General features: G+C 73.3%; 21 protein-coding genes. 10 read left to right on the top strand and 11 right to left on the bottom strand.

Annotated features, from left to right (window positions below):
• Positions 1–11 precede the first annotated feature (11 nt).
• Together ACVCAH_RS19540 and ACVCAH_RS19535 are read right to left on the bottom strand one after the other, a co-directional pair.
• The gene (locus ACVCAH_RS19540; protein WP_447137604.1) at positions 12–1,043 is read right to left on the bottom strand and encodes an extracellular catalytic domain type 2 short-chain-length polyhydroxyalkanoate depolymerase; all 1,032 of its coding nucleotides are present in this window, start codon (positions 1,041–1,043) and stop codon (positions 12–14) included.
• 139 nt (positions 1,044–1,182) lie between these two features.
• On the bottom strand, positions 1,183–1,953 hold the full coding sequence (locus ACVCAH_RS19535) for a GNAT family N-acetyltransferase (RefSeq protein ID WP_447137603.1): 771 nt from the start codon (positions 1,951–1,953) through the stop codon (positions 1,183–1,185).
• 177 nt (positions 1,954–2,130) lie between these two features.
• Between ACVCAH_RS19535 and ACVCAH_RS19530 the strand changes: the two genes are divergently transcribed.
• The 3 genes from ACVCAH_RS19530 to ACVCAH_RS19520 are packed head-to-tail and all read left to right on the top strand — an operon-like array spanning position 2,131 to position 4,217.
• A complete protein-coding gene (locus ACVCAH_RS19530) occupies positions 2,131–2,559 on the top strand; it encodes a YciI family protein (protein ID WP_447137602.1) in 429 nt (142 codons plus the stop codon).
• 57 nt (positions 2,560–2,616) lie between these two features.
• A complete protein-coding gene (locus tag ACVCAH_RS19525; RefSeq protein WP_447137601.1) occupies positions 2,617–3,882 on the top strand; it encodes an RNA polymerase sigma factor in 1,266 nt (421 codons plus the stop codon).
• Between the two features lie 2 nt (positions 3,883–3,884).
• Positions 3,885–4,217: a nuclear transport factor 2 family protein gene (locus ACVCAH_RS19520; RefSeq protein WP_447137600.1), complete on the top strand. Its 333-nt coding sequence runs from the start codon at positions 3,885–3,887 to the stop codon at positions 4,215–4,217.
• Positions 4,218–4,248: 31 nt separating this feature from the next.
• Here ACVCAH_RS19520 and ACVCAH_RS19515 read toward each other — a convergent pair whose 3' ends face one another.
• Positions 4,249–5,007 (bottom strand): hypothetical protein, encoded by a 759-nt coding sequence (locus ACVCAH_RS19515; RefSeq protein WP_447137599.1) that lies wholly within the window; start codon positions 5,005–5,007, stop codon positions 4,249–4,251.
• A gap of 148 nt (positions 5,008–5,155) precedes the next feature.
• On the opposite strand from ACVCAH_RS19515, the gene ACVCAH_RS19510 reads away from it, so the two are divergent.
• The 3 genes from ACVCAH_RS19510 to ACVCAH_RS19500 all read left to right on the top strand — a co-directional run bounded on the left by ACVCAH_RS19510 (position 5,156) and on the right by ACVCAH_RS19500 (position 6,584).
• On the top strand, positions 5,156–5,674 hold the full coding sequence (locus ACVCAH_RS19510) for a hypothetical protein (protein ID WP_447137598.1): 519 nt from the start codon (positions 5,156–5,158) through the stop codon (positions 5,672–5,674).
• 68 nt (positions 5,675–5,742) lie between these two features.
• Positions 5,743–6,105 (top strand): ArsR/SmtB family transcription factor, encoded by a 363-nt coding sequence (locus tag ACVCAH_RS19505; protein ID WP_447137597.1) that lies wholly within the window; start codon positions 5,743–5,745, stop codon positions 6,103–6,105.
• On the top strand, positions 6,102–6,584 hold the full coding sequence (locus ACVCAH_RS19500; protein WP_447137596.1) for an SRPBCC family protein: 483 nt from the start codon (positions 6,102–6,104) through the stop codon (positions 6,582–6,584). The genes ACVCAH_RS19505 and ACVCAH_RS19500 overlap by 4 nt, the downstream gene beginning before the upstream one ends.
• A 137-nt stretch (positions 6,585–6,721) precedes the next feature.
• Here the strand turns inward: ACVCAH_RS19500 and ACVCAH_RS19495 are convergent, their stop codons facing one another.
• Positions 6,722–7,189, bottom strand: a complete 468-nt coding sequence (locus ACVCAH_RS19495; RefSeq protein WP_447137595.1) for a MarR family winged helix-turn-helix transcriptional regulator — start codon at positions 7,187–7,189, stop codon at positions 6,722–6,724.
• Positions 7,190–7,260: 71 nt separating this feature from the next.
• Here ACVCAH_RS19495 and ACVCAH_RS19490 point away from each other — a divergent pair, with 71 nt between their 5' ends.
• A complete protein-coding gene (locus ACVCAH_RS19490) occupies positions 7,261–7,911 on the top strand; it encodes a DUF998 domain-containing protein (RefSeq protein WP_447137594.1) in 651 nt (216 codons plus the stop codon).
• 21 nt (positions 7,912–7,932) lie between these two features.
• Here ACVCAH_RS19490 and pdxR read toward each other — a convergent pair whose 3' ends face one another.
• Positions 7,933–9,405, bottom strand: coding sequence for a MocR-like pyridoxine biosynthesis transcription factor PdxR (gene pdxR, locus ACVCAH_RS19485; RefSeq protein WP_447137593.1), 1,473 nt, complete (start codon positions 9,403–9,405; stop codon positions 7,933–7,935).
• Positions 9,406–9,468: 63 nt separating this feature from the next.
• Here pdxR and ACVCAH_RS19480 point away from each other — a divergent pair, with 63 nt between their 5' ends.
• On the top strand, positions 9,469–10,080 hold the full coding sequence (locus ACVCAH_RS19480; protein WP_447137592.1) for a LysE family translocator: 612 nt from the start codon (positions 9,469–9,471) through the stop codon (positions 10,078–10,080).
• 13 nt (positions 10,081–10,093) lie between these two features.
• Positions 10,094–10,783: a B3/B4 domain-containing protein gene (locus ACVCAH_RS19475; RefSeq protein WP_447137591.1), complete on the top strand. Its 690-nt coding sequence runs from the start codon at positions 10,094–10,096 to the stop codon at positions 10,781–10,783.
• A 22-nt stretch (positions 10,784–10,805) separates the two neighbouring features.
• Here the strand turns inward: ACVCAH_RS19475 and ygiD are convergent, their stop codons facing one another.
• The 3 genes from ygiD to ACVCAH_RS19460 all read right to left on the bottom strand — a co-directional run bounded on the left by ygiD (position 10,806) and on the right by ACVCAH_RS19460 (position 14,319).
• Positions 10,806–11,675 (bottom strand): 4,5-DOPA-extradiol-dioxygenase, encoded by an 870-nt coding sequence (gene ygiD, locus ACVCAH_RS19470; protein WP_447137590.1) that lies wholly within the window; start codon positions 11,673–11,675, stop codon positions 10,806–10,808.
• A gap of 74 nt (positions 11,676–11,749) precedes the next feature.
• On the bottom strand, positions 11,750–12,352 hold the full coding sequence (locus ACVCAH_RS19465) for an MBL fold metallo-hydrolase (protein WP_447137589.1): 603 nt from the start codon (positions 12,350–12,352) through the stop codon (positions 11,750–11,752).
• Between the two features lie 434 nt (positions 12,353–12,786).
• Positions 12,787–14,319, bottom strand: coding sequence for a multicopper oxidase family protein (locus ACVCAH_RS19460; RefSeq protein ID WP_447137588.1), 1,533 nt, complete (start codon positions 14,317–14,319; stop codon positions 12,787–12,789).
• Positions 14,320–14,485: 166 nt separating this feature from the next.
• Between ACVCAH_RS19460 and ACVCAH_RS19455 the strand changes: the two genes are divergently transcribed.
• On the top strand, positions 14,486–14,917 hold the full coding sequence (locus tag ACVCAH_RS19455; protein ID WP_447137587.1) for an archease: 432 nt from the start codon (positions 14,486–14,488) through the stop codon (positions 14,915–14,917).
• A gap of 33 nt (positions 14,918–14,950) precedes the next feature.
• On the opposite strand, the gene ACVCAH_RS19450 is transcribed toward ACVCAH_RS19455, so the two are convergent.
• The 3 genes from ACVCAH_RS19450 to ACVCAH_RS19440 are packed head-to-tail and all read right to left on the bottom strand — an operon-like array spanning position 14,951 to position 17,756.
• Positions 14,951–16,369: an RtcB family protein gene (locus ACVCAH_RS19450; RefSeq protein ID WP_447137586.1), complete on the bottom strand. Its 1,419-nt coding sequence runs from the start codon at positions 16,367–16,369 to the stop codon at positions 14,951–14,953.
• 60 nt (positions 16,370–16,429) lie between these two features.
• Positions 16,430–16,837, bottom strand: coding sequence for a hypothetical protein (locus tag ACVCAH_RS19445; RefSeq protein ID WP_447137585.1), 408 nt, complete (start codon positions 16,835–16,837; stop codon positions 16,430–16,432).
• Positions 16,838–16,886: 49 nt separating this feature from the next.
• The gene (locus ACVCAH_RS19440; RefSeq protein ID WP_447137638.1) at positions 16,887–17,756 is read right to left on the bottom strand and encodes a carbohydrate ABC transporter permease; all 870 of its coding nucleotides are present in this window, start codon (positions 17,754–17,756) and stop codon (positions 16,887–16,889) included.
• Positions 17,757–17,775: the final 19 nt, after the last annotated feature.

Below are 17,775 nucleotides of genomic sequence, written 5' to 3'. Positions count from 1 at the left end.
TGTGCGGTGGGTCAGCCGTCCAGCCGGCGGACCATGTTCATGATCGTCTCGACCTGGGCACCGCCCTTGATCGGGTAGTTCGTGGCGCCGAGGTAGCCCCACCAGTCCCAGCAGCCGTTCGGGTTGGTGCCCGCCGTGGCGGCCTGGGGGTAGAGCACGATCAGGTTGTTGGTGTCGGCGTACTGGTTGAGGTTGGCCCGGTCCACGAACGCGGTGCCGACCGAGCCGTACGCCTGGAGGCAGCCGTGCAGGGCGACCAGCAGCCGGCAGGTCCGGCCGGCGGCGCACGACGAGGGCACGTACGCGAAACCGTTGGCGTCCATGCTCAGGCCGGGGGCGTAGCCGTTGACCGCGTGGGTGTTCTGGCTGAACCGGATGAGGGTGCCGCCGAGCGCGCCGGTGTTCGGCGCGTTGACGCTGCCCAGCAGCTTGCGCAGCAGGGCGTTCTGCGGGTCGGTGCCGCAGTTGTTGAGGAACGGCGAGGCGGTCGCGGTGCACCCCCGGGTCCCGTACGGGGTGACCCAGGCGTGGCCGGCCGACGAGCCGCTGTCGTACTGCACGCTGGCGCCGAAGTGCTGGTAGTAGCGGACCAGGTCGTCGGTGACGGACTTCTTGACGGTGGTGTCGTTGGTGCCGTGGAAGACGTACACCGGGTCGCCGGAGAGGTTGCCAACCGGGTCGACCCAGCCGTACGAGGCCCAGGTGCGGGTGTACGTCTGGAGGGCGGACAGGTTGGTCGGGTACTGGTTGTCGCCGCAGCCGTAGAGCGCCTGGGCGACGTTGTTCTGCGCGCAGTAGTACGGCCCGGCGGCGAAGACCGCCGCGCCGCGGATCCGGGACGAGTAGGCGACGTGCAGTTGGGTGGCCATGTAACCACCGGAGGAGACGCCGGCGACGTACACGCCGGAGACGTTGTAGGCGCGCAGCGAGCCGGCGACCGGCGGCTTGGTGGACGGGTCGGCGGCCTGGGCGGGAGTCGCGGTGGTGAGGATCAGCAGCAGGGCGGTGACCAGGGCGGCGGTGGCCTTCAGCGGTGTGTTCATGACGCTCTCCCGGTTCGGTGAGCGCCGGCGGTGGTGTCGGCGTGGCCAGACGCTAACGTGACATCGAGCACACTGGATATGAGCGGGACCGACACGTCGGGTGGCGCCGCGGTGTGGGCGCGACCCATCCGGGGGCGGCTCAGCGCGCCAGCCGGTAGTGGTAGGCGCTCAGCTCGCTGAAGCCTGCCCGCCCGTACAGCCGAAGGGCCGCCGCGTTGCCGCGCTCGACCTGGAGGTACATGTGTCCGGCCCGGTGGGTGACGGCCCACCCGGCCAGGGCGGCCAGGACGGCACGGGCGGCGCCGAGGCCGCGCGCCCGGGGCAGCGTCGCCATGCCGAACACCCCGGCCCAGCCGGTGTCGGCCACCGCCCGGCCCACCGCGACGACGTCGTCACCGACGAGTGCACGGGCGTAGCCGGACGGTCGCTCCACCCGCCCGAGCATCGTCCACTCGGCATCGGGGTCGCCGTGACCTGCGGCGTGCCAGGTGTCCAGCCACGAGCGCGTCGGGCGGTCGTCCAGCTCGACCCGTAGCGCACCCGACGCCACCCGGTCGAGCACCTCGGCGGTCCGCGCGACCTGCAACGACACGGGACAGTCCCGCCGGTAGCCGCGAGCGGCCAGCAGCGCGTCCAGCCCGTCGGGGCAGGCGGGCGGGCTGATCTGGAACGCCGGGACCGCCCCGTGTGCGAGGTAGAACCGCTCCGCCGCCGCGACCCGGTGCGCCAGCTCGTCGCGCTCTGCCGCACGGTGTGGCAGCACGGTGCCCAGCCACCAGGCGCCGCGGGGGGCGAGGCGCAGCCACCAGCCGCGCTCCTCCTCGACCCGCTCCGCGGGCTGGCCCCGGGCGGCCCGCTCCTGCAGGGCCCTGACCAGTTCCGGGCCGGTCAGATTCGACGGCGGCGACACGACACCCTCCTTTTCCCTGGCGGCTGCCCGGACAGCGTCACAGTCGTTGGAGACGACGGGGTGTCCCGGTCCCTGATGCTCCCAGGATTCGGCCAGAAAAATCTTGGCGACGATGTCGAACCGGCCGTCGCCCGGACGACGCGTTGATGACAGCGACACCAACCCGAAGGAGCGATCATGCGTTTCATGCTGCTGGTGAAGGCGACCCCGGAGTCCGAGGCCGGCGCGCTGCCGACCGAGGAACAGCTGACCGAGATGGGCAGGTACAACGAGGAGATGGTCAACGCCGGGATCATGCTCGCCGGCGAGGGCCTGCACCCCAGTTCGAAGGGCGCCCGGGTGCGGTTCTCCGGCAAGAACCGCACCGTCGTCGACGGCCCGTTCGCCGAGACGAAGGAGCTGATCGCCGGCTTCTGGCTGATCGACGTCAAGTCCCGCGAGGAGGCCATCGAGTGGGTGAAGCGCTGCCCGAACCCGATGAACGAGGACTCCGAGATCGAGATCCGGCAGGTCTTCGAGGCCGAGGACTTCGGCGACGTGATGACCCCGGACCTGCACGCGCAGGAGGATCGGCTGCGCGCGGCGGTGGCGAACCAGCCGCGGTAGCCCGCTGGTGCGGCGTCCGGCCGTCGTACCCGGCCAGCCTGGTAGCGTCGCGACGCAGTGACGAGCCTGGAGACGCGACGGACGATCGAGGCGGTCTGGCGGATCGAGTCCGCCCGACTGATCGCCGGTCTCGCGCGGATGACGCGCGATGTCGGCCGCGCGGAGGACCTCTCGCAGGACGCGCTCGTCGCCGCCCTCGAACAGTGGCCAGAGTCAGGCGTCCCGGACAATCCGGGCGCCTGGCTCATGGCCGTCGGCAAGCGCCGCGCGATCGACCAGATCCGCCGTGACATCCGGTTGGAACGCAAGCAGGACGAGCTCGGGCGGGCCCTGGAACTGGCGGACCCCGCGGTGGATCCGGAGGCGAACGCCGTCGACGACATCGGCGACGACCTGCTGCGGCTGGTCTTCACCTCCTGCCATCCGGTGCTCTCCACCGACGCCCGGGTGGCGTTGACGCTGCGGGTGCTCGGCGGGCTCAGCACGGCGGAGATCGCCCGGGCGTTCCTCGTTCCGGAGTCCACCGTGGCGCAGCGCGTCGTGCGGGCCAAGCGGACCCTCGCCGACGCCGGAGTGCCGTTCGAGGTGCCCTCCGGGCCGGAACTCGCCGACCGGCTCGGGTCGGTGCTGGAGGTGGTCTACCTCATCTTCAACGAGGGATACTCGGCCACCGCCGGCGACGACTGGATGCGCCCGGAGTTGTGCGGCGACGCCCTCCGGCTGGGCCGGATCCTGGCCAGCCTGGCGCCGAAGGAGCCCGAGGTGCACGGCCTGGTGGCGCTGATGGAGATCCAGGCGTCGCGGTCGCGGGCCCGGGTCGGCCCGTCGGGTGAGCCGATCCTGCTGGCCGAGCAGGACCGGTCCCGCTGGGACCAACTGCTCATCCGGCGCGGGCTGGCGGCGCTGCGCCGGGCGGAGGAACTCGGCGGCGCGGCCGGACCGTACGCCCTCCAGGCCGCCATCGCGGCGTGTCACGCCCGCGCGGTCCGCCCGGAGCAGACGGACTGGCGGCGGATCGCCACGCTCTACGGGGCGCTGAACCGGGTAACGCCGTCGCCGATCGTGGAGCTGAACCGGGCGGTCGCGGTCTGCATGGCCGACGGACCGGCGGCGGCCCTCCCCCTCGTGGACGCGCTCGCCGCCGAGCCGGCGCTGCGCGACTACCACCTGCTGCCGAGTGTCCGCGCTGACCTGCTCGACCGGCTGGGCAGGTTCGACGAGGCCCGGGTCGAGTTCGAGCGGGCCGCCGAGATGACCGCCAACGCCCGGGAGCGGGAGCTGCTGCGCCGCCGCGCCGCCGAGGCGACCCACCAGAAGGGCTGACCATGTCCAACACCGGCACCGTACGGGCGTTGTTCGATGCGTACCGGAACCAGGACCTGGCCGCCGCGGACCGCCTGCTCGCCCCGGACCTGGTCTTCACCAGCCCGCAGGACGACCACATCGACAAGGCGGCGTACCTCGACCGGTGCTTCCCGACAGCGGACCGCTTCGTGTCGCAGGAGATCCTGCGCCTGACCGACGTCGGCGACGACACCGTGTTCCTGCTGTACGAGTACGAGCTCCGGAACGGCGAGCGGTACCGCAACGCCGAGCACATCACCGTGCGGGCGGGCCGGGTCGCCGAGATCTGGGTGTTCTTCGGCGGACGCGTCTAGGGGTGCTTCCCGCTACCAGCACGCCCCGCCGCTACCCGGCCGCCAGGAGCCGGCGGATAGCGTCGGTGATCACGCGGTCGGCCGTGAAGCGCTCCTCCAGCCAGGTCAGCGTGACCTTCGCCGCCTGCCGGTTGTGCTGGTAGCCGGGCACCATCGCGGCCAGCGGAAGCAGCTCCGGCGGGTACGCCTGCTCCACCCGCCGGCTGGCGTCGAACGGATCGCGACGGTGCCCGGCCCCGGGACACGTCAGGTTGAGCAGCGCGATCACCCGGTCGACGGCGTACGACTGGATGAACCGGGCCGCGGTGAGCCGCTCGCCACGCAGTTCGCGGAGCAGGCCGACGTAGAGGTTGGTCAACGCTTCGTTGAGATGGAACTCGACGGTGTCGAACGCGGGCCCGGCCGGTGACGGTCCACAGTCAACCAGCCTGTCCGGCGCGTCGCCGCGCTGCCAGACGATCCGGGCGCCGGTGAACGGCAGCCGGGCCAGTTCGGCGAGGGTGAAGACGGCGTACTCGACGAAGATGCCGTCGGCGTAGAGCGCCTTACGCCCGTTGCGGTCGTTGGCGAAGCTGTACGCCACCGGGCAGGGGGCGCGCAGCCAGTCGATGGACTCCAGGTAGCGGGGCTTGGCGGGCGCGTCGACCACAACGAAGAAGTCCAGGTCGGAGTAGTCGTCGAGGCGGTCGTGGTCGGCGCCGGCGGAGCCGAGCCCGAGCAGCGCGATCACGTCGGTGCGGCTCGCGAGGTGGGCGGCGAGGTCGTCCAGCCGCCGCAACATCGGGTGCATCACGTCGTCCCTTCGTGGAGAGTCGACGTTTCAGCCCGCGCGGCCCGACTGGCCGCCGAGGTCGCGACACCGATGCCCCGATGCTGGCCAGCGGGCCCGGGTGTGTCAAGGGCAACGGTCCTTCGCTTCGGACAGCTAGGGTCGCGGCATGCATCTGGCGACCGTGCCGAGTTCGTTCGTCACCATCACCGGCGGCTGGCCGAACCTCCTCCAGGGACTGTTGAGTGCGGGGATCACCGGAGCGGTGGCGGCGGTGGTGAGCTTCGCGGTGGTCAACCGGACGAACGCCGGAGCCCGGCACCTGCACCGCCGACAGGAAGCCCGACAGAAGCTGATCGAAGCCATCGAGGCGTGCATCAGCACCTTCATCGGGGTACCGGACAGCCGACCCTGGCGGGACGACCTCGAATCCGTTGCCGTGCTCAACTTCAAGCTGAGGCTCGCCGCCGCCCTGGTCGCCGAGGAGAGCGTGCAGATCGCCCAGCGGGTCCAGGACGCCGCGGGCCAGCTGGCCGGCCTGGCGAACACGTGGCGGGCAGATCCGTCGTGGCAGCCGGACGACCAGGCCCTCCGGCGCTACAACGCCGCGTTCGCGGTGGTCTCGCCGCTGGAGGAGGAGGTCATCAAGTGGCTCGGCACCATCAACCCCCTCCCCCGCAAGACCTGACAACGCTGCCCGGGCCCAAATTCACTTAGGTATTGACCTAACCAACCCCCGCCCCCATACTTAGGTACATGCCTAAGCGAGCTGGCGGTGGAGACGGGGTGGTCGACCCGACTCTGGACGGCGTGTTCCACGCGTTGTCCGATCCCACCCGCCGCCGGGTCGTCGAGCTTCTCGGGCGGGGGCCGGCGACGACCAGCGAGCTGGCCCGCCCATTCGACATGGCACTGCCGTCGTTCACCCAGCACCTGAGCGTCCTCGAGCGCGCCGGCCTGGTGACGTCGGAGAAGAAGGGGCGGGTGCGGACCTACCGGCTCGCGCCCGAGCCACTCGACCGAATGGACACCTGGCTCGCCGGGCAGCGCGCCCTGTGGACCCGACGCCTCGATCAACTGGACACACTTCTCTACCACCTGAAGGAGCAGCAGGAATGACCACCTACAACGCGAACCCCGACCTCGACCTCGTCCTGGAGCGCACCGTCGACGTGGCGCCCGAGCTGGTCTGGAAGGCCTGGACGACGCCCGAGCTGATCGTGCAGTGGTTCACCCCGAAGCCCTGGTCGACCACGTCCTGCGAGCTGGACCTGCGGCCCGGCGGCAAGTTCAACACGGTGATGCGCTCGCCGGAGGGCGAGGAGTTCCCGAACATCGGCTGCGTCCTGCTGGTCGAGGAGAACTCGACGCTGGTGTTCACCTCGGCCCTGGGCCCCGGGTTCCGCCCGCAGGTAAACGAGGACGGCTTCCCGTTCACCGCGGTCGTCCACATCGAGCCCGCCGGCAACGGCACGAAGTACACCGCCACCGCGATCCACGCCGACGCTTCGGCGAAGAAGGCGCACGCGGAGATGGGCTTCATCGAGGGCTGGGGCGCGGCACTGGACCAGCTGGTCGAGGTCGCGAAGGGCCTCTGACGGACGGACCGGACGGCCATCCGGGCGAAAGACGCGGCGGCCGCCAGCCCACGGGGGTCCCGGCACCCTGGCGCTGGCGGCCGTCAACTCATCGGGCGCACCCACGAGGAGCAGACCCTGCGGCTCCCGGTGCGCCGTCAGACCTCGGCGGCGCGGATCGCCGCCGCCTGTTGACGGGCAAGGGCCCGCATGCGCCCGAACAGGTCGATGAGCATCCGGAGCTGGGCGTCGTCGTAGTCGGCCATCGCGGCCGACCAGCCGGCCGCCATCCCGGCGAAGAGCGGCCCGATCTCCGCCAGCCGCTCCGGCACCGGCTCGACGATGACCCGGCGGCGGTCGACGGTGTCGTGGCGGCGCCGGACCCACCCGCCACGCTCCAGGCGGTCGATCATCCGGGTCACCGCGCCGCTGGTCAGTCCCGTGCGGTGGGCGATCTCCCCGGCTGTCGCCGAGCCGTCCTCGGTGAGTGCGGTGAGGCACTTGAAGTCGGCCAGCCCGAGACCGAGCCGGTCGGCCGCCGCCTGCTGGACCAGGATCGCGTCGGCGACGGCCTGGGTAAGCGTGACCTGCAGTTCCACCAGCAGCTCCTGCCGTGCCCTTGACATGGCCCGACTCTACCGCCGCAAAATCTGCATCATCGTTTATCTGCATAGTGCGGATTATGATAGGGGAAGACATGTCGTCACGGAGGCTGCTCTGGGCCGGTGTGGTCGGTCCGCTGCTGTTCGCCACCGTCGCGCTGGTCGAGGGCGCCGCGCGACCGCACTACGACCCGCTCCGGAACTGGATCAGCGAGCTGGCCCTCACCGGGCGCGGCTGGATCCAGATCGCCAACTTCCTGATCACCGGCGTACTGCTGATCGCCTTCGCGGTCGGGCTGCGCCGGACCATCCACTCCGGGCCGACGGCCGTCTGGGGGCCTCGCTGGGTCGCCGTCACGGGCGTGGCGCTCGTCGCCGCCGGCGTCTTCGTCACCGATCCCGGCCTGGACTACCCGCCGGCGACACCCCCGGCGACCTCCTGGCACGGCGCGCTGCACGACGTCGCCGGCCCGGCCGTGTTCCTCGCCCTCGCGACGACCGCCTTCGTGTACGCGCGCCGCTTCGCCCGGCCGTACGGCATCGCGGTGGGGGTCGCCGTCGTCGTGCTGTTTCTCGGCGCCGGCACGCTCGTCGGCCTGGACTACGCCGGCGTGTTGACCCCGGCACCCGCCGGCCTGCTCCAGCGCCTGTCGATCCTCGCCGGGCTGGCCTGGCTCGTCGTCCTGGCCCACCACGCCCTGACTACCGGGCGGGCGGCGGAGCCCGTACCCGCCCCGCGGCGCTGAACGAGAACCGCCGTAGCCTCGCTACCCACGCAGCACGGCGGCGACGGTGGCGATGCCCTCCTCGATGGCCGTCGCGGTGTTCGCCGCGTACCCGAGGACCAGCCCGGGCCGGTGTTCCCGCTGGCAGTGCCAGGACAGCGGCTGCACCTTCACCCCGCGCTCCAGCGCGGCGGCCGCCACCTCGGTGTCCGGCACGCCGCCGCCCAACGTGACCATCAGGTGCAGCCCGGCCGCCGCCCCGTGCACCGTCGCGCCCGGCAGGTGCCGGGTCAGCGCGGCTATCATCGCGTCCCGCCGGCGGACGTGCCGCCGGCGCAGCATCCGGAGCTGGCGCTCCAGGGCGCCGGAGGTCATCAGCTCGGCGAGCACCAGTTGCGGCAGCACCGCGTTGCCCAGGTCGGCGTTGCGCTTGGCGTCCACCACCGCGTCCCGGTAGCGCGGGGGCACCAGCAGCCAGCCGACCCGTAGCGCGGGCGCGAGCAGCTTCGACACGCTGCCGGCGTAGCAGACCTGGTCGGGCAGGAGCGCCTGCAGCGCCGGCACAGGCGGGCGGTCGTAGCGGTGTTCCGCGTCGTAGTCGTCCTCGATGACCAGCCCGCCGGCCCGCGCCCAGGAGACGAGCTGCCGGCGGCGCTCGCCGTCGAGCACCACGCCGGTCGGGAACTGGTGGGCGGGGGTGAGCATCGCCGCGCCCACGCCGCTGGCGGCCAGCTCGTCGACCCGCAGGCCGGCGGCGTCGACCGCGACGGGCGGGGTGTCGACCTGCCAGTTGTTCAGGTGCTGGCGTACCCCGAGCGAGCCGGGGTCCTCCACCGCGATCCGGGTGACGCCGTGCGGGCGCAGCGCCTGGGCGAGCAGGCCGAGCGCCTGGGAGACGCCGGTCGTGACGATCACCTCGGCGGGGTCTGCGGCGACGCCCCGGCTGCGGGCCAGCCAGGCGGCGACCGCGCCGCGCAGCGCTGGGGTCCCGCGCGGGTCGCCGTAGCCGAAGTCCGACGCGGCCAGGTGCCGCAGCACGGTCCGTTCGGCGCGCAGCCAGTCCGCACGCGGAAAGGCGGCCAGATCCGGTACGCCGGGCGTCAGGTCGATCCGCGCCGGTGCCGTGCGTACGGCGTCGAAGATGTCGGTGCCCGGGGCGCGCGGGAAGAGCGTGGCCGGCGCGGGCGCGGGGGCCGGCGGCGGCGCGGGCGGCGCGGCCGGGGCGGCGACCACCACGGTGCCGGCGCGCCCCCGGCCGGCGACCTGGCCGTCCTCGACCAACCGCTGGTACGCCTCGGTGACCACGCCCCGGGAGACGCCGAGGTCGGCGGCGAGCACCCGGGTGGCGGGGAGCCGCCCGCCGACCGGGAGCCGCCCGTCGGCGATGGCCGCGCGGAGCCGGGCGGCGAGCCAGCCGGCCCGGCCGCCGGGCGGGGCGTCGGCGATGTCCAGGTGCAGGAAGTCCGACCCGGCGGTTATGGACCTCTCGGACGGCCGCGGTTTGGCCCTGCTCATCGGGCCATGATGGCAGCAGAGTGGGCGTGAAGGAAGCACCACCCACTCGTCGGAAGGACGATGATGACCGTCGCGTTCCTGCTCACCTCGCTCGTCGTGATCGCCACCCCGGGCACCGGCGCGCTCTACACGCTCGCCGCCGGGCTCGGCCGGGGCCCCCGGGCGGGGCTGCTCGCCGCCGCCGGTTGCACCCTGGGCGTCGCCCCGCACCTGGCGGCCGCGGTCACCGGGCTGGCCGCGCTGCTGCACTCCAGTGCGACGGCCTTCCAGGTGCTCAAGTACGTCGGGGTGGCGTACCTGCTCTACCTGGCCTGGGCGACGTGGCGGGACCGGAGCGGGTTCACCGTCGATCCGGCGGACCCGGCCCCGTCGGCCACCCGGGTGATCACGGTGGCGGTGCTGTCGAACCTGCTCAACCCGAAGCTGACCATCTTCTTCTTCGCGTTCCTGCCGCAGTTCGTCCGCGCGGGCGAGCCGGACCAGTTCGCCCGGATGCTCGGGCTGGGCACGGTGTTCATGCTGCTCACCTTCGTGGTGTTCGGCGGGTACGGGGTGCTCGCCGGCGCGGTGCGCGACCGGGTGCTGGCCCGGCCGGCGGTGACCCGCTGGCTGCGCCGGGGCTTCGCCGGCTCGTTCGTCGCGCTCGGGCTGCTGCTGGCCCGCGCCGAGGCCTGAGCGAGGACCTGAGATGTTCTTCCAGCACTCGCCCGAGGTCTGGGCCGCGCACCCGGGACTGGTCGCCGGGCTGCTGCACGCCGAGGGCGTCGACGGCAAGCCCCGCGTCGACCTGCCGCTGGCCGACCTGCACGCGGTGGCCCGACAGCGGCTGGCCGGCGGCACCGAGGCGACCTTCCCCGAGATCCAGGCGTGGCGGCGGGCGTTCTCCCGGATGGGGCTCGCCCCGACGAGGTACCGGTGCGCGGCGGAGTCACTGCTGCGTCGGCTGCGCACCGAGGGCGGCCTGCCCGCGGTGCATCCGCTGGTCGACCTCGGCAACGCCGTCTCCGCCGCGTACGCCATCCCGGTGGGGATCCTCGACGTGGCGCGGATCGGCGGCGGCATCGAGGTGCGGCCGGCCCGCGGCGACGAGCGCTACCTGACCTTCGGCGGCGCCGAGGAGCACCCGGACCCGGGTGAGGTGATCTTCGCCGACCCCGACGGGCGGGCGCACGCCCGGCGCTGGACCAACCGGCAGAGCGGCTGGTCGGCGGTACGGGACGACACGGCGGCGATCCTGGTGGTGGTCGAGGCGATGCACGACGCCGCCGCACGGGACGTGCCGCGGGTGCTCGACGCGATCGCCGGCGAGCTACGGCGCGGCTGGGCCGCGCCGGCCCGGACGGCCCTGCTGACCCCGGCCGCGCCGAGGTTCGAATGAGGTGTCGGAGGCGGGCCGGCGGTCAGATGTTGGACGAGTCGGCGGGCACGTCGGCCGGGAGCGCCGGCGCCCCGACCGCCGGGCCCGAACCCTCGCAGGTCAGGCCCACCGTGTACGCGGTCATCGACAGCGACCCGTAGGCGTACCCGTCCACCAGCACGTTCGACCCGTCGCCCGCCGTGCCGGCCAGGCCGGCCAGGTAGAGCGGCGGGATGAAGTGGTCGGGCGTCGGCACGGCGAGGCCGAAGTCGCGGTGGGCGTCCAGCGTGGCCGCCTCGGTCGGCTGGCCGAGCATGACCTCCTTCGCTGCCTCGTCGAACCGGTGCGCCCAGTCGAAGCCCTCGTCGACCATCCCGGGGTTCACCCCGCGCAGGTTGTGCACCACGTTGCCGCTGGCCGCGATGAGCACGCCCCGCTCGCGCAGCGGTGCGAGTCGCGCACCGAGCTCCAGGTGGTGGTCCAGGCTCTTGAAGGCGTTGATGCTCAGCTGGACGACCGGGATGTCCGCCTCGGGGAAGGCGTGGGTGAGCACCGACCAGGTGCCGTGGTCGATGCCCCAGGAGTCGACGTCCGCCCCGACCCAGGTCGGATGGACCACGTCGCTGATCTCCTCGGCCAGCTCGGGCAGACCGGGCGCCGGGTAGCGCACGTCGAACAGCTCCTGCGGGAAGCCGTAGAAGTCGTGGATGGTCCGCGGCCGGGGCATCGCGGTGACCGCGGTTGCCCCGATGTACCAGTGGGCCGACACCACCAGGATCGCCCGGGGCCGCGGCACCGACCGGCCGAAGGTGCGCCACGCCTGCGTGTAGCGGTTGAGCTCAAGGGCGTTCATCGGGCTGCCGTGCCCGAAGAAGGCGGCCGGCATCGCCGTGGACACGGTCTCGCTGCTCATGCTGCTCCCTGCGGCGCGCGGTGGCCCGAGCGTATCCGAGCCGCCGCAGGGCGGCCGGCCGATCGGCGGAGGGTTCAGGCGGCGTCGCCGGGGGCGAGGTGGCGGTAGCCGGGCACGGTCTCGCCGAACCAGCCGTTGACGCTGGCCAGCCCCCGCTCGTTGAGCTGGGCGTCGTGGATCGGGAACACCCGCTCGGCGCCGACGGCGCGGGCGAAGTCGATCGCCTCGGTGAGCTTCAGCCAGGACGCCTGGGCCGGCACCAGCAGCGTCGACACCGGCTGGTCGGGGCGGTGCAGCGAATCGCCCGGGTGGTAGACGCTCTCCTCGACCAGGTAGCCGAGGTTGGCGCAGGCGGGCTGCCCGTTGTGGATGGTGGCGTGCCGCCCGCCGTACGCGGCCACGGTGAGGCCGGCGGCGGTGAACCGCTGGCCGGCGCGGACCCGGGTGACCGGCAGCGGGGCCAGGTCGGGCAGCACCGCCTGCTCGGGCGCGAAGACCGGGACGCCGAGGCCGGCCAGCCGCAGCACGTCGACGTGGTCGGTGTGCTCGTGGGTGACCAGCACGGCGTCCGCGCCGGCCAGGGCTCGTGGTTCGCTCCAGGTGCCCGGGTCAATCACCAGGACCGCCCCGTCGTGCTCGATCCGGACACAGGCGTGGGTGAACTTGATGATCCTCACCCGCCGACCGTACGCCCCGTCGCGGGCCGCCGCGGTCCCGCCACCTACCGACGCCGGCGGCGGCCGGTGCACCGGTCATCGTGGCGCTCGCCCGTGCGCGCCCTGCCGAGCTGCCCCACAGACGGGGCACCGTGACGCGCCTGCGCGCCGCGACGCTCGACTCCTACACGCCTGTCGAGCTGCCCGCACAGACGGGGCACGCGGGTGTCGCCTCGCTCCGGGGCGCAGGTCGGGTGGCCCGGTGGCGGTTGGTCCTACAGATGGGGCAGCTCGACAGGGCGCCACGGGTGCCCGGCCGGGTCCGCGCCGCCCGCCCCCGAGGGCGGCGACCCGACCGCCGGTGACCGGGCCGCCGGTGACCAGGACGCCAGTCACCGGGACGCCAGTCACCGGGACGCCAGTCACCGGGACGCCAGTCACCGCGCGGGTGGCCGTCAGTCGTGGCCGCTGTGGTCGCCCGCCCGGGGTGGGCGGCCGGCCCGCTGGCCCGGTTCCACCACCACGAACTGGCCCATCATGCCGGCGTCCTCGTGGTACAGCAGGTGGCAGTGGTACATGTACGGCATGTCCGGGTCACTGTGGTCGGTGAACCGCATGATCAGTCGTACCGGCCGGTTGGGCGCGAGGTAGACGGTGTCCTTCCAGCCGCTCAGCGCGGGCCGCGGCGCCGAGCCGCCGACCGAGAGCACCTGGAACTGGACGTCGTGCACGTGGAAGTTGTGCGGGGCGCCGTCCCGGTTGGTCACCTCCCAGACCTCGGTGCTGCCCCGGGTCACCGTCTCGTCGATCCGGTCCAGCTCCATCGAGCGCCCGTTGATGCTGCGGCCGCTGAGGGTGAAGCGGCGGGTCTGCTCCGCCTCGGCCGGATCCAGCCGGTCGGTCGGCACCAGCGTCTCCGGCACCGGCGGCGACGCCGCGAGCGTGTCGGCCGCCCGCAGTTGGAGCACGTCGAAGCGGTCCGCGCCACCGGCTAACCGGTCGGCCAGCGCGCCCGCGCCCAGTTCGGGCGGGGTGCTGCGCAGGGTCACCCGCTCCCCCGGCCGGACGTCCACCACGATCTCGGCGCGCTCGCCGGGAGACAACTGCACCCGGTCGACCCGGGCGGTACGCGGCAGCAACCCGCCGTCGCTGCCGATCAGCGCGAACGGCCGGTCGTCGGCCAGGCCGAAGTCGTACGTGCGGGCGGTCGAGCCGTTGAGCAGGCGCAGCCGCACCCGCTCGGTCCGCACGTCCAGGTACGGCCCGACGGTGCCGTTGACCAGCAGGGTGTCGCCGAGCACGCCGATGCCGGCGATCACGTTGCGGGTCGTCTTGAACTCGCCGCTGCGGGAGAAGTTGCGGTCCTGCACGATCACCGGGATGTCGTCCACGCCGTAGTCGCGGGGCAGCGCCAGGGCGGCCTCCCGCTCGTCGTCGAGGATGAACATCCCGGCGAGCCCGCGGTAGACGTGTTCCTCGGTCGCCCCGTGCGGGTGCGGGTGGTACCAGAGGGTGGCGGCCGGCTGGTTCACCGTCCAGGTCGGCGACCAGGTCGCCCCCGGGCGGATCATCTGGTGCGGCCCGCCGTCCATCCGGGGCGGCAGGTGCATGCCGTGCCAGTGCACGCTGGTCTCCTCGGCGAGCCGGTTCACCACGTTGACCACGACCTGCTCACCCCGCTTCGCGCGGAGCGTGGGGCCGAGGAAGTCGTCGTCGAAGCCGGCCGTGCGGGTCAACCGCCCGTCGCCGCGGAAGTCCCGCTGACCGTCCCGGGCGAGCAGGTCGAACACCCGCCGTCCCCGCTCGTCGATCCGGGATTCGGCCAGCGGCGGCACGGCGAGCGGGCGCACGAAGTCCACCCGGCCGACGGTGTCGGTGCCGCCACGCGCCAACGCCCAACCGCCGACGGCCATCCCGCCGCAGCAGAGGACGAGCACGACGGCGAGCACGCCGATGGTCACCCGGGCCAGGGATCGTCGTCCGGCCACCACAAGAACCTCCTGTAGATTCGATACCTGTAGCCTGCCTGCATATTGGGGCGGCGCCCAGCGGATCGGGCCGGTTTCCGGGCCCGCTCCGGGTTCCCCCGGACCCGGTTCCGGGCCGCTCCCGACAACCGCCCCGCCGCCGGGCGCGGAAGCGCATGATCGGGGCATGGAGCGACGAGCGGAACGGGGGCACCGGTGCGTGCCGCACACCGCCGACGTACGGATCGAGGCGTGGGCGCCCACCCGGGAGGCGTGCGTGGCCGAGGCGGTGACCGCCCTCGTCGACACGTTCACCGACCCCGGCGCGGCCCGGCCGAAGGCCGAACGGGAGTTCCGGGCGCCCGCCGGCGACGACGGGGACCTGCTGGTCAGCGTCCTGGACGAGGTGATCTTCCGGATGGAGACCGAGGGCGAGCTGCCGCTGAGCACCGAGGTGACCGACGACGGCGCCGGCGGCCTGCAGGTGCGCTGGCGGACCACCGACACCGAGGCGGTCGAGCTGGTCGGCGCGGTGCCGAAGGCGGTCGCCCTGCACGAGCTGCGCTTCGGCCGCGGCGACGAGGGCGGCTGGTCCTGCGCGGTGACCCTGGACGTCTGAGCCCGGTCAGCGCCCGCCGGCGCCGGCGCGGGGTCAGCCCTTCACCACGCCGATCGGCACCAGCCGGGCCACCTTCCGGCACAGCCCGGCCCCCTCGGCCGCCTCGATCACCGCCGAGATGTCCTTGTACGCCGCCGGCATCTCCTCGGCCAGGCCCCGCCGGGACGCGCCGCGCACCACGATGTCCTGGGCCTCCAGCTGGCGACGCGGATCCATCCCCTTCTCGGCCTTGACCGCCTGCTTGCGGCTCTGCACCCGGCCGGCGCCGTGGCAGGTGGAGGCGAAGGCGGGCGCGCCGGGCACCCCGGTGAGCACGTACGAGCCGGTGCCCATCGAGCCGGGGATCAGCACCGGCTGCCCCACCTCCCGCAGGTCGTCGGGGAGGTCCGGGTGACCCGGCGGCAACGCCCGGGTGGCGCCCTTGCGGTGGACGCAGAGACTGCGCTGGCCGCCGTCGACCCCGTGCGTCTCGATCTTGGCGAGGTTGTGCGAGATGTCGTAGACCAGGTCGAGGCCTCGGCCGGTCTCCCGCTTGAAGACCTTGCCGGCGGCGTCGGCCAGCAGCTGCCGGTTGGCCCGGGCGTAGTTCGCGGCGGCCGCCATCGCGCCCAGGTAGGCGCGGCCCTCGTGCGAGTCCACCGGCGCGCAGGCCAGCTGCCGGTCCGGCACGTGGATGCCGTACCGGGCCATCACCTTCTCCATCCGGCGGACGTAGTCGGTGCAGATCTGGTGGCCCAGCCCCCGCGACCCGCAGTGGATCATCACGCAGACCTGGCCCGGGCGCAGCCCGAACGCGGTGGCGACGCGGTCGTCGTACACCTCCTCGACGGCCTGCACCTCCAGGAAGTGGTTGCCGGAGCCGAGGCTGCCGACCTGGCGGGCGCCGCGCTCCACCGCCCGTTCGCTGACCTCGGCGGGGTTGGCGTCGTCCACCGCCCCGTAGTCCTCGCAGCGGGCCAGGTCCCGCTCGACGCCGAACCCCCGCTCCACCGCGTACCGGGAGCCGCCGCGCAGCACCGCGTCCAGCTCCGACTGCTTGGACAGGTGCCACACCGCGCCCTTGCCCATGCCGCGCGGGGTCACCGCGCCCAGCCCGTCCATCAGCGTCTCCAGCCGGGCGCCCAGCTCGGCGCGGTCCAGATCGGCGGCGAGCAGCCGGACCCCGCAGGAGATGTCGAAGCCCACCCCGCCCGGGGAGACCACGCCGCCGGCCTCGACGTCGGTGGCCGCGACCCCGCCGATCGGGAAGCCGTAGCCCCAGTGCACGTCCGGCATGGCGTACGAGGCGCCGACGATGCCGGGCAGGGTGGCCACGTTCGCCACCTGGTCCAGCGACTTGTCCGCTCCGGCGTCCGGCAGCAGCGAGCGGGACGCGAAGACCACGCCCGGTACCCGCATGGGGTCGTGCCGGTCGATCCGGAACCGGTACGGCGACTCCTCCACCAGCTCCATTCCCCGCGGCTACCCCCGCCGGGCCGCCCTACACCTGCCCGCGCCGGCCTGACCACCGGATCAGGCCGGCTCCACCCGGTTCACGGCCATGGTCTGCGCCAGCTCCCGCTCACCGCAGGCGGCGGGGCGCGAGGTCAGCGCGCCGTGCACGGTCACCTGGGCACCCGGGCTCAGGGTGGCCGCGACCTCCCCGGTGAGCGCGAAACGCTGCGCACCCACCAGCAGCATGGTGCAGTCGCCCGCGCGCTCCACCGTGCCGGTCAGCGTCCGGCCACCCCAGGGCAGCGGCCCAGGCACCTCGCCACCGCCCGGCGGGGAGGGCGCCGCGGCCGACGGGCCGGCCGCGGACGGCGGGGGTGCGGTCGGCGGCTGGCCGGTGGACGCCGGTTCGGGTGCCTCGCCCGTTGAGCAGGCGGTCATCGTCCAGACCAGACCGATCGCGGTGAGCAGCACCGATGCTCTGCGCATGACATGACACCTCCGTCAGCTGGGACGGTCCGGCCGGCCGCCGGGTTCCTCAGACGCCGTAGAACGCGCGGTAGCGGCGGATCAGCCGCCACTGCACAAGCACCGCCGCCACGGTCAGCAGGATCATCACCAGCGTCGCCGCGGCCGCGTAGCCGTACCGGAGGTACTCGAAGGCGTTGCGGTAGACGAACAGCGAGAGGTAGGTGGTGGCGTACGGCGGTGGGCCGCCGTCGGTGACCACGAACGCCGGCACGAACGAGAAGTGCAGGCTCTGGATGAGGTCACGCACCGTCAGCAGGGCCAGCACCGGCGCCATCAGCGGCAGGGTGATCCGCCGGAACACGTCCCAGCCGGTGGCGTCCTCGAGGGCGGCCATCTCGTACACGTCGCGGGGCAGCGCGCGCCGCGCGGCCAGTAGCACCACGAAGGTCTCCCCCATGGTGAACAGGCTCAGCAGGATGATCGCCGCGCGGGCGTCTCTGGGGTCGGTGAGCCACTGCGGTGGGGTGCGCCCGAGCGCGGTGAGCCCGTTCTCCCCGCCGGTGCGCAGCAGCTGGTTGATCGGCCCGTACAGCGGGTTGAGCAGCCAGAGCCAGAGCAGGCCGTAGGCGATCTCCGGCACCGCGGTGGGCAGCACCGCCGCGGTGCGGGCGCTGCCGACGCCGAACGCGCGGCGGTGCAGCAGCAGCGCCAGGCCGAGCGCGAGGAGCACCCGCAGGGGTACGGCCACCAGCCCGAACACCAGCGAGTTGGTCAGCGACACCCGGAAGACCGGGTCGTCGACCAGGGCGGTGAGATTGTCCAGCCCCACCCAGGTCGGTGGGCGCAGCAGGTCGTACTCGGTGAAGGCCAGCGCCAGCGTCACCACGGCGGGCAGCAGCACCAGCCCGACCAGGCCGACCAGGTACGGCGCGAGCATCAGCGCCAACTGCCGGCGG

Source organism: Micromonospora sp. LZ34, from assembly GCF_052981855.1.
This window is presented reverse-complemented; position numbering and strand designations above follow the sequence as displayed.

What these genes read in the sequence shown, in the direction of transcription:
- ACVCAH_RS19540 (WP_447137604.1), bottom strand. Translation starts at nt 1,043, where the DNA reads ATGAACACACCGCTGAAGGCCACCGCCGCCCTGGTCACCGCCCTGCTG.
- ACVCAH_RS19530 (WP_447137602.1), top strand. Translation starts at nt 2,131, where the DNA reads ATGCGTTTCATGCTGCTGGTGAAGGCGACCCCGGAGTCCGAGGCCGGC.
- ACVCAH_RS19520 (WP_447137600.1), top strand. Translation starts at nt 3,885, where the DNA reads ATGTCCAACACCGGCACCGTACGGGCGTTGTTCGATGCGTACCGGAAC.
- ACVCAH_RS19515 (WP_447137599.1), bottom strand. Translation starts at nt 5,007, where the DNA reads ATGCACCCGATGTTGCGGCGGCTGGACGACCTCGCCGCCCACCTCGCG.
- ACVCAH_RS19510 (WP_447137598.1), top strand. Translation starts at nt 5,156, where the DNA reads ATGCATCTGGCGACCGTGCCGAGTTCGTTCGTCACCATCACCGGCGGC.
- ACVCAH_RS19505 (WP_447137597.1), top strand. Translation starts at nt 5,743, where the DNA reads ATGCCTAAGCGAGCTGGCGGTGGAGACGGGGTGGTCGACCCGACTCTG.
- ACVCAH_RS19500 (WP_447137596.1), top strand. Translation starts at nt 6,102, where the DNA reads ATGACCACCTACAACGCGAACCCCGACCTCGACCTCGTCCTGGAGCGC.
- ACVCAH_RS19495 (WP_447137595.1), bottom strand. Translation starts at nt 7,189, where the DNA reads ATGTCAAGGGCACGGCAGGAGCTGCTGGTGGAACTGCAGGTCACGCTT.
- ACVCAH_RS19490 (WP_447137594.1), top strand. Translation starts at nt 7,261, where the DNA reads ATGTCGTCACGGAGGCTGCTCTGGGCCGGTGTGGTCGGTCCGCTGCTG.
- pdxR (WP_447137593.1), bottom strand. Translation starts at nt 9,405, where the DNA reads ATGAGCAGGGCCAAACCGCGGCCGTCCGAGAGGTCCATAACCGCCGGG.
- ACVCAH_RS19480 (WP_447137592.1), top strand. Translation starts at nt 9,469, where the DNA reads ATGACCGTCGCGTTCCTGCTCACCTCGCTCGTCGTGATCGCCACCCCG.
- ACVCAH_RS19475 (WP_447137591.1), top strand. Translation starts at nt 10,094, where the DNA reads ATGTTCTTCCAGCACTCGCCCGAGGTCTGGGCCGCGCACCCGGGACTG.
- ygiD (WP_447137590.1), bottom strand. Translation starts at nt 11,675, where the DNA reads ATGAGCAGCGAGACCGTGTCCACGGCGATGCCGGCCGCCTTCTTCGGG.
- ACVCAH_RS19455 (WP_447137587.1), top strand. Translation starts at nt 14,486, where the DNA reads ATGGAGCGACGAGCGGAACGGGGGCACCGGTGCGTGCCGCACACCGCC.
- ACVCAH_RS19450 (WP_447137586.1), bottom strand. Translation starts at nt 16,369, where the DNA reads ATGGAGCTGGTGGAGGAGTCGCCGTACCGGTTCCGGATCGACCGGCAC.
- ACVCAH_RS19445 (WP_447137585.1), bottom strand. Translation starts at nt 16,837, where the DNA reads ATGCGCAGAGCATCGGTGCTGCTCACCGCGATCGGTCTGGTCTGGACG.
- ACVCAH_RS19440 (WP_447137638.1), bottom strand. Translation starts at nt 17,756, where the DNA reads ATGCTCGCGCCGTACCTGGTCGGCCTGGTCGGGCTGGTGCTGCTGCCC.